The 7208-nt window shown below is 70.4% G+C and carries 8 protein-coding genes; 2 read left to right on the top strand and 6 right to left on the bottom strand.

What is annotated here, in order from left to right:
- Positions 1-179: 179 nt before the first annotated feature.
- The 3 genes from AB0J67_RS37910 to AB0J67_RS37920 form a co-directional block, all read right to left on the bottom strand.
- Positions 180-698: a hypothetical protein gene (locus AB0J67_RS37910; RefSeq protein WP_363490107.1), complete on the bottom strand. Its 519-nt coding sequence runs from the start codon at positions 696-698 to the stop codon at positions 180-182.
- Between the two features lie 193 nt (positions 699-891).
- Complete coding sequence (fbaA, locus tag AB0J67_RS37915) at positions 892-1914, bottom strand: class II fructose-bisphosphate aldolase (RefSeq protein WP_363490109.1); 1023 nt, start codon at positions 1912-1914, stop codon at positions 892-894.
- A gap of 202 nt (positions 1915-2116) precedes the next feature.
- Positions 2117-2497, bottom strand: coding sequence for a phage holin family protein (locus AB0J67_RS37920; RefSeq protein WP_363490111.1), 381 nt, complete (start codon positions 2495-2497; stop codon positions 2117-2119).
- A gap of 68 nt (positions 2498-2565) precedes the next feature.
- On the opposite strand from AB0J67_RS37920, the gene AB0J67_RS37925 reads away from it, so the two are divergent.
- On the top strand, positions 2566-2787 hold the full coding sequence (locus AB0J67_RS37925; RefSeq protein ID WP_363490113.1) for a hypothetical protein: 222 nt from the start codon (positions 2566-2568) through the stop codon (positions 2785-2787).
- Here the strand turns inward: AB0J67_RS37925 and AB0J67_RS37930 are convergent.
- Together AB0J67_RS37930 and AB0J67_RS37935 are read right to left on the bottom strand one after the other, a co-directional pair.
- Complete coding sequence (locus tag AB0J67_RS37930) at positions 2778-3800, bottom strand: LCP family protein (RefSeq protein ID WP_363490115.1); 1023 nt, start codon at positions 3798-3800, stop codon at positions 2778-2780. The genes AB0J67_RS37925 and AB0J67_RS37930 overlap by 10 nt on opposite strands.
- Positions 3797-4294 carry a SigE family RNA polymerase sigma factor gene (locus AB0J67_RS37935; protein ID WP_363490117.1) on the bottom strand — a complete coding sequence of 166 codons (498 nt, stop codon included), beginning with the start codon at positions 4292-4294 and terminating at the stop codon, positions 3797-3799. Before AB0J67_RS37935 ends, AB0J67_RS37930 begins: the two co-directional genes overlap by 4 nt.
- A 66-nt stretch (positions 4295-4360) precedes the next feature.
- Here AB0J67_RS37935 and AB0J67_RS37940 point away from each other — a divergent pair, with 66 nt between their 5' ends.
- Complete coding sequence (locus tag AB0J67_RS37940) at positions 4361-5125, top strand: VTT domain-containing protein (RefSeq protein WP_363490119.1); 765 nt, start codon at positions 4361-4363, stop codon at positions 5123-5125.
- Positions 5126-5203: 78 nt separating this feature from the next.
- Here AB0J67_RS37940 and AB0J67_RS37945 read toward each other — a convergent pair whose 3' ends face one another.
- Entirely contained in the window at positions 5204-6928 is a 1725-nt protein-coding gene (locus tag AB0J67_RS37945; protein WP_363490121.1) for a VWA domain-containing protein, read from the bottom strand.
- Between the last annotated feature and the right edge of the window lie 280 nt (positions 6929-7208).

A 7208-nucleotide genomic window follows, 5' to 3' on the forward strand; every position in this document is an offset into this window, starting at 1 on the left:
ATCCCGTCCAAGACCCGAGGTCAGTTGGGAAGAGGGTCAGACCGGACCGGGAGGACTCCCACACATCATCCTCACTGTTGGGAAGGGCACCTTCCACCACGGAATCCGATAAGAAGGTGCCCTTCCCAACGTCGCCGCCAGGCGGCGGCCCGTGACCGGACCGAGGATGAGCCCGGCCGCTACGCGATCGGGATGCGGCGCCAGAAGCCGACGGGGAGGTTGACCTCGGGCTCACCGGTCAGGCCGTTCTCGTCCATGGCGTTGAACAGGGCCACCCGCAGGTCGCCGAAGAAGAACTCGACGGCGTGCAGGACGTGCGGGCGCCAGGCGGTCGGGCTGATGCGCTCGATGAGGTTGACACGGGTCAGCGCGCGGCCGCGGGCGGAGAGGATGGCGGGGTGGGTGTCGGCCCACCAGTCCAGGCGCAGGCCGGGCCAGTCCAGCTGGGCCTGCAGGTCGATGGTGTCCCAGCTGATCGCGCACTCGTCGAACTTGCGGTGCGTGATCTCCAGGTTGGCGTCGGGGAAGCCGAAGACGACCGGGCCGCCGGTGAACCAGGCCTCGGCGTCCAGGTCCCAGACGAGCCAGGAGCCGACCAGCGGCTGCCCGATGACGCGGGCGAAACGGGAGCGGTGTGCCGCCGCCAGCGCACCGGCGTCGTGGTGCCAGACCGGGTCGTACCCGTCGATGCCCAGCACTGGGGACCTCCTGCCCTGCAGACGCGGATTCGGACGATCGTACCGATTCCCGTCAGCGAAGGTGGGGAGGCGGCGGGCCCGTCGCGTGCCGACATCCAGACAAGATCACGAAAAGCGGTCATGATCTGCGGTTGCGCCGCAGATCATGACCGCACACGGCGATCCACCCGGCGACACGCCGAGCGGGTGCCGATTACTTGATCTTGGTGCCGGTGGAGCGGAGGTCCTGGCAGGCCTGGGCGACGCGGGCGGCCATGCCGGCCTCGGCGGCCTTGCCCCAGGCACGGGGGTCGTACGCCTTCTTGTTGCCGACCTCGCCGTCGACCTTCAGCACGCCGTCGTAGTTGCGCAGCATGTGGTCGGCGACCGGGCGGGTGAACGCGTACTGGGTGTCGGTGTCCACGTTCATCTTGACCACGCCGTAGTCGACGGCGTCGCGGATCTCCGACAGCAGCGAGCCGGAGCCGCCGTGGAACACCAGGTCGAACGGCTTCTCCTTGCCGTACTTGGCGCCGACCTGCTCCTGGATCTCCTTGAGGATCTCCGGGCGGAGCTTGACGTTGCCCGGCTTGTACACGCCGTGCACGTTGCCGAAAGTGAGGGCGGTCATGTAGCGGCCCTTCTCACCCAGGCCCAGCGCGGCGGCGGTGGCCAGCGCGTCCTCGACGGTCGAGTACAGCTTCTCGTCGATCGCGCCGACGACGCCGTCCTCCTCGCCACCGACGACGCCGACCTCGATCTCGAGGACGATCTTCGCGGCGTGGGTCAGCGCGAGCAGCTCCTCGGCGATCTGCAGGTTCTCGTCCAGCGGCACCGCGGAGCCGTCCCACATGTGCGACTGGAACAGCGGGTTCTCGCCGCGGGCGACGCGCTCGGCGGAGATGGCCAGCAGCGGGCGGACGAAACCGTCCAGCTTGTTCTTGGGGCAGTGGTCGGTGTGCAGCGCGACGTTGACCGAGTACTTCTTGGCGACCTCGTGCGCGAACGCGGCGAAGGCGACCGAGCCGGTGACCATGTCCTTGATGGTCGGGCCGGACAGGTACTCGGCACCGCCGGTCGAGACCTGGATGATCCCGTCGCTCTCCGCCTCCGCGAAGCCCTGCAGCGCGGCATGCAGCGTCTGCGAGGAGGAGACGTTGATCGCGGGGTAGGCGAACGCGCCGGCCTTGGCGCGGTCGAGCATCTCGGCGTAGACCTCAGGGGATGCGATAGGCATCTGTGAACGCTCCTAGCGTCGTGCAGTAACGCGGCTGGCCGCGGCGGTGGCGTCGCGCCCGCGCTTCATGGCTGGCGGGAAGACCGCACTGTCCTCGTTACGGAAGTATTGCCTACGTCACTTGACCTGGCGAATCGACCCCTGGCCCCGGCGCGTCCCGCCGGAACCCCCGGCCGGGGCCGTTGCGGCGGGGACGGCGGGCTCAGGCCTCGCCCCCGTCCGGGACGAGCAGGCTGAGCGCCCAGCTCACGATGCCCATGACGATCGCGCCCCAGAACGCCGGCCAGAAGCCGTCGATCTCGAACGGCAGCTTGAGCACCGAGGCCAGCCAGTCCACCAGCAGGAACAGCAGCGCGTTGACGAGCAGCGCGAACAGCCCGAGCGTGATCACGTAGAAGACGCAGCCGAACAGATGGATGACGGGCTTCAGCACCGCGTTGACCAGGCCGAAGATCAGCGCCACCACGATGAGGGTGAGGATGCTGCGCAGGGTGGTGGCCGCGGTGATCTCGATGCCCGAGACGATCAGAGTGGTGATCCACAACGCCACCGCGTTGATCACCCAACGGATCAGAAAGCCCATATGGTCATCTTCTACGCCGGAACTCTCATCTGCTGGCGAACTGCCGAGGCGAGTCATACCGTGAAGCAATGACCGAGAACGTGGCTGGGAACGCGTACGCGGACGACGTGCCCGAAGCCGACGCGCTCGAACAGTCGGCGCCCGCGGACCCGCTGGCGGACGACGAGATCATCAACGCGATCCCGGACGAGCCCCTCGGAGAGCCGGACGAGCCGGTGCCGCCGGCCTCCGAGTGGGACAAGGTCGAGCAGAACGTGGTGGTCGTGCCCGCCGACGAGGACTACTCCTGAAGCACCCAGTCCGGGTGCGCGCTGACGAACGCCTCCATCGTGCCCTCGCGCAGGGCCGCGAACAGCTCCGGCGCGACCTTCGGGTCCAGCCGCTCGCCGCCGGTGGGGGTGCTGTTCCACGTCGGCTGGCCGATCCCGGTGATCATGTCGGGTGTCGTGCCGTCCAGCCGGAGCGCCAGCCCGAGCAGGTCCAGGCCCCCGACGTCGACGGTGACGCCCGGCGTGGCCGCCAGCCGCCGCACGGCACCGGCGTCGCGCAGGATGTCGAGCTGCCCGGCCTTGCGGGCGAGCCCGAGCACCACCCGCTGGCCGATGCGGTCGCGGTCGTACCCCCCGTGCGGGAGGTGCTTGCGCTGGCGGATCAGGTCGTCGACGTCGCGGCCGGAGTAGTCCCGGCAGCCGCGCGGGAAGACCGTGCCGGTGTGGTCCGACGTCACCGGATCGGGCAGGCACACGGGGACCTTCCCCAGCGCGTCGGTGACCGAGCGCAGCGCGGTGAACTTGACCGTGGCGACCGCGTCGACCCGGAGCCCGGTCAGCTTCTCCACCGCCTTCCGGGTGCCCTCGGCGCCGCTGTAGTAGTACGTCGCGCTGATCCGCTCCCTGCCCTCGCCGGGGATGTCCACCACGACGTCGCGGTTGATCGAGAAGAGGTACGCCCGGCCGCCGTCCGCGGGCAGGTGCACCAGCATGATCGTGTCGGCCCGGGAGTCGGCCAAGGTGCCGCGCTGGTCCAGCCCCAGCAGCAGCAGGTTCAGCGGGCCCTCCGGCACCGCCACGGGCGCGACGCTCTCGATCAGGGGCACCAGCACGTCGGCGCCCTTGCCGCGCCACACCTGCACCGGCAGGGCGACCGCGAGCGCGGCCACCACCGCGGCCGCCCCGGCACGGGTCACGGCGCGGCGGCGCCGGCGGCGCCCGGCCAGCACGTCGATGGCCCGGCGCAGCGGCTCCAGGGCGGGGGCCTGCGCCTCGTGGCGGGCGAAGGCGTCGCGCAGCTCGTCCTCGATCATCGAATCCCTCCCAGGCTGAGCCGGTCCGCTGACTCCCGCAGCCGGGACAGCGCCTTCGAGATGTAGCCGCGGGCCGTGCCGACGGTGCAGCCGAGCATGTCGGCGATCTCCGCGTCGGGCAGGTCCTCGTAGTAGCGCAGCACCAGCGCCGCGCGCTGCTGCCGCGGCAGCGTGGCCAGCACGTTCCAGATCACATCGCGATCCGCGGCACGCTGCGCGTGGTCGGCGGGCGCGGCGATCGACGGGTCGGGGTCGGGGCGCAGGAACACCCGCCGCAGCCACGAGCCGCGCCGCCAGTCGACGTACTGGTTGATCATCATGCGCTTGACGTAGCGCTCCGGGGCCTGCGCCCGGGACACGCGCCGCCAGTTGAGCTGGACGCGGACCATGGTCTCCTGGACGAGGTCCTGGGCCGTGTGCTGGTCACCCGTGAGCATCACCGCATACCGCGCCAGTGCCCCGAGTCTCGTGTTGACGAACTCCTCGTACGTCACAGCCACCTCCTCGACTCCATGGACGTGTCAGGGAGTTCGCAACATTGCCCGGTACTGTTGTGCGGCGTGACCGTAGTCGACTCGCTCCAGGCCCTGGCCATGCCCCCGCTGGCCACCGCCGACTTCAACCCGATGAATCCGACGGACTGGTTGAACCTGTTCGGCCCGGCCGCACTCTTCGGTGTCTGCTTCATCCTGTTCGCCGAGACCGGCCTCATGGTCGGCTTCTTCCTGCCCGGTGACTCCCTGCTGTTCATCGCGGGCGTCTTCGCCTCCGGCTTCCTGGAGTCGAAGGGCGTCCAGCTGCCGATCGGCTGGCTGCTGCTGCTCGGCCCGCTGTGCGCCATCATCGGCGCGCAGCTCGGGCACTGGCTCGGCGCGAAGTACGGCCCCAGAATGTTCAACAAGCCCGACTCCCGCCTGTTCAAGCAGGAGTACGTGCGCAAGGCCGAGCACTACTTCGTGAAGTTCGGCCCCCGCCGGGCGATCGTGCTGGCCCGTTTCATTCCGATCGTGCGCACCTTCATGAACCCGGTCGCGGGCGTGCTGGGCATGCCCGCCAAGCAGTTCTTCGTCTGGAACGTGATCGGTGCGATCCTCTGGGTCGACGGCATCCTGCTGGCCGGCTACCTGCTCGCCGAGCAGATCATCAACGCCATCGGCGGCCCCGAGCACATCGACAAGTACATCCTGCCGATGGTGTTCGTCATCATCTTCGTCTCGCTGATCCCGGTCTTCATCGAGATCATCCGGGAGCGCAAGGAGAAGAAGCGCGCCGCCCGCCTCGGCAGCGGCGACGACACCGTCGTCATGAGCAAGATCCAGGCCTGACCCGGACGCGACAGGAATCGAGGCTCCGCCCCGCCGGTGAAACGGCAGGGGCGGAGCCTCGATCCTTGTGCGGTACGGCTAGGCGAGCAGGGCCCGGAGGAAGATCGTCTCCATCTGGGCAGGGTCGGTGACCTGGAAGGCGGCACCGCCGGTGGTGTCGGCGACGGCCTGCAGGTCGGACAGCTTCACGTCCGGGCCGAGGCCGAGCAGGACCACCCGGACCGGCTTGGTGACGTCGGCGAGCCGCTCCAGCTCACGCTGCACCGCGCGCAGCTGCATGCCGGAGGTGTCGCGGCCGTCGGTGAAGACCACCAGCGTGTTGCTGCGGGCCGGGTTGTAGCCCTTGAGCAGCTCCCGGTACCCGTCGATGATCGACTTGTAGAGCGGCGAGGCGTCCGTGGGCTGCGGCGCCGCCTGCCGGACCGCGGTGAGCAGCTTCCCGCGCTGTGCCTTCGTCAGCTCGCCCAGCGGCACCAGGGGCGCGTGGCCCTTGCCCGCGAACGCCCACAGGCCCAGCGAGCTGTCGTCGGTGAACAGGCGCAGGCCGTTCTCCGCCGCGCTGCGCAGCACCTGCATGCGCACGGCGGTGTTGCCGCCGCCGGTCATCGTGCGGCCCATCGAGGAGGTCGCGTCGACCAGCGCGATGACGCGCGACGGCGTCTTCGCCGCGACCCACACGGTCAGCGCGCCGCGGACCTTGTTCATGTCGGCGAGCGGCTGCACGAAGACGCCGGCCGAGGTGACCCCGTGCCCGACCGGGAAGCCGGTGGATGCCTGGCCGTCCGGGGAGCGCAGCCCGTTCTCGGCGAAGACCGACCGGTAGTCGCCGCTGCGCAGCGCCTGCGAGAACATCGCGGCGGCGGTGGCCAGCGGGCGGGGCTGGCGGGCCCGGACCGCGTACGGGAAGTCGAGCGTGGGCGCCTCGGCCAGGGCGACCGCGGCCATCGGCGCCTTCGCCTTCGCGTTGTACGCGATGACGGCCTGCTCGCTGACCGGCGCGGCGGTCATCCCGGCGGCGTACGCCTTCCACAGCGCGTCGAGGTCGGGCACCGGCCCGCCGATGGCGCGGTAGACCCCGACCAGCGTGGGCAGGTCGCTCTCCTTGGCGACCACGGCGTCGGAGAGCATCATCGCGCCGACCATGCCGGCGGTGTCGCGGCGCGGCTCGACGACGCCGAGCTTGAGCCCCGCCGACTTCGTGAACAGCAGCTGCTTGAGCAGCGGCGCGTCGATGCCGCCCTTCAGCTTGTCGCCGAAGGCGCGGGCCACCGTCTCCGGCACCGCGAGCACCACCGGGCTGGCCGCGACGGACGGCGCGTCGGCCTCGAAGATGTCCTGGTCGACGGCGCGGACGCGGCCCAGCCAGTACGACGAGTCGGGCACCCAGACCACCGGCAGCTCGGAGTCCTCCGGGGTGGGCGCGGCCTTGCCCGCCACGTCGACGTTGCCGCCCGCCCAGGTGCCGAGCGAGTTGGCGAGCTCGTGGGAGGCCTTGGCGACGACCTCGACGCGGACGCAGTCCTCGCCGACGGTGGGGTTGGTGGCGCTCCACCGGTTGCCGATCTCGGTGATGGCCGGGGCGACGGCCGGGTCGGCCGCGACGGTCAGCTTGATGCCGGCGCTGCAGCCGTCGGCGTCGGCGCTGACCCCGCGCACGACGACGGTGGCCAGGCCGCACAGGGATAGGGCGCCGATGATGATGACGGGGATCCGCACGGCGCGGCGGCCGAACAGGCCGGTCCGGCGCGGCGCGGCGGGCAGCTCGGGGGCGTCCCAGCCGCGTCGGATGTGGCGTCCAGACATGGGTGACTCCCAGTAGGGAAGCGGCGGCGCCGAGCCCTGCGGCGGGGGTTACCGGGGCGGCAGCACGCCGAATATCGCGTCAGCTTAGAGGTCCGCCGCCCGACTGCAACCACGTGAGGAAAGTTTTCACTCACGGTTGCCGCAGCGTGCTGTGGGTGACACCCACGCCCGTCTATGGTAACGAAATGCGCCGTGGGGCGCACTCTCCGTCACGGAGAGTGCGCCAGCGCGGCGGGCAGCTCGGCGACGTAGTACGCGCCGTCGCGGTAGGCCACGCCCA

Source organism: Catellatospora sp. NPDC049609, assembly GCF_040675365.1.
In the GTDB taxonomy this organism is placed as follows: Bacteria; Actinomycetota; Actinomycetes; order Mycobacteriales; family Micromonosporaceae; genus Catellatospora.

Bases quoted from the DNA above. Each gene is read 5' to 3' on its own strand.
- fbaA (WP_363490109.1), bottom strand. From the start codon at position 1,914: ATGCCTATCGCATCCCCTGAGGTCTACGCCGAGATGCTCGACCGCGCC.
- AB0J67_RS37920 (WP_363490111.1), bottom strand. From the start codon at position 2,497: ATGGGCTTTCTGATCCGTTGGGTGATCAACGCGGTGGCGTTGTGGATC.
- AB0J67_RS37925 (WP_363490113.1), top strand. From the start codon at position 2,566: ATGACCGAGAACGTGGCTGGGAACGCGTACGCGGACGACGTGCCCGAA.
- AB0J67_RS37930 (WP_363490115.1), bottom strand. From the start codon at position 3,800: ATGATCGAGGACGAGCTGCGCGACGCCTTCGCCCGCCACGAGGCGCAG.
- AB0J67_RS37945 (WP_363490121.1), bottom strand. From the start codon at position 6,928: ATGTCTGGACGCCACATCCGACGCGGCTGGGACGCCCCCGAGCTGCCC.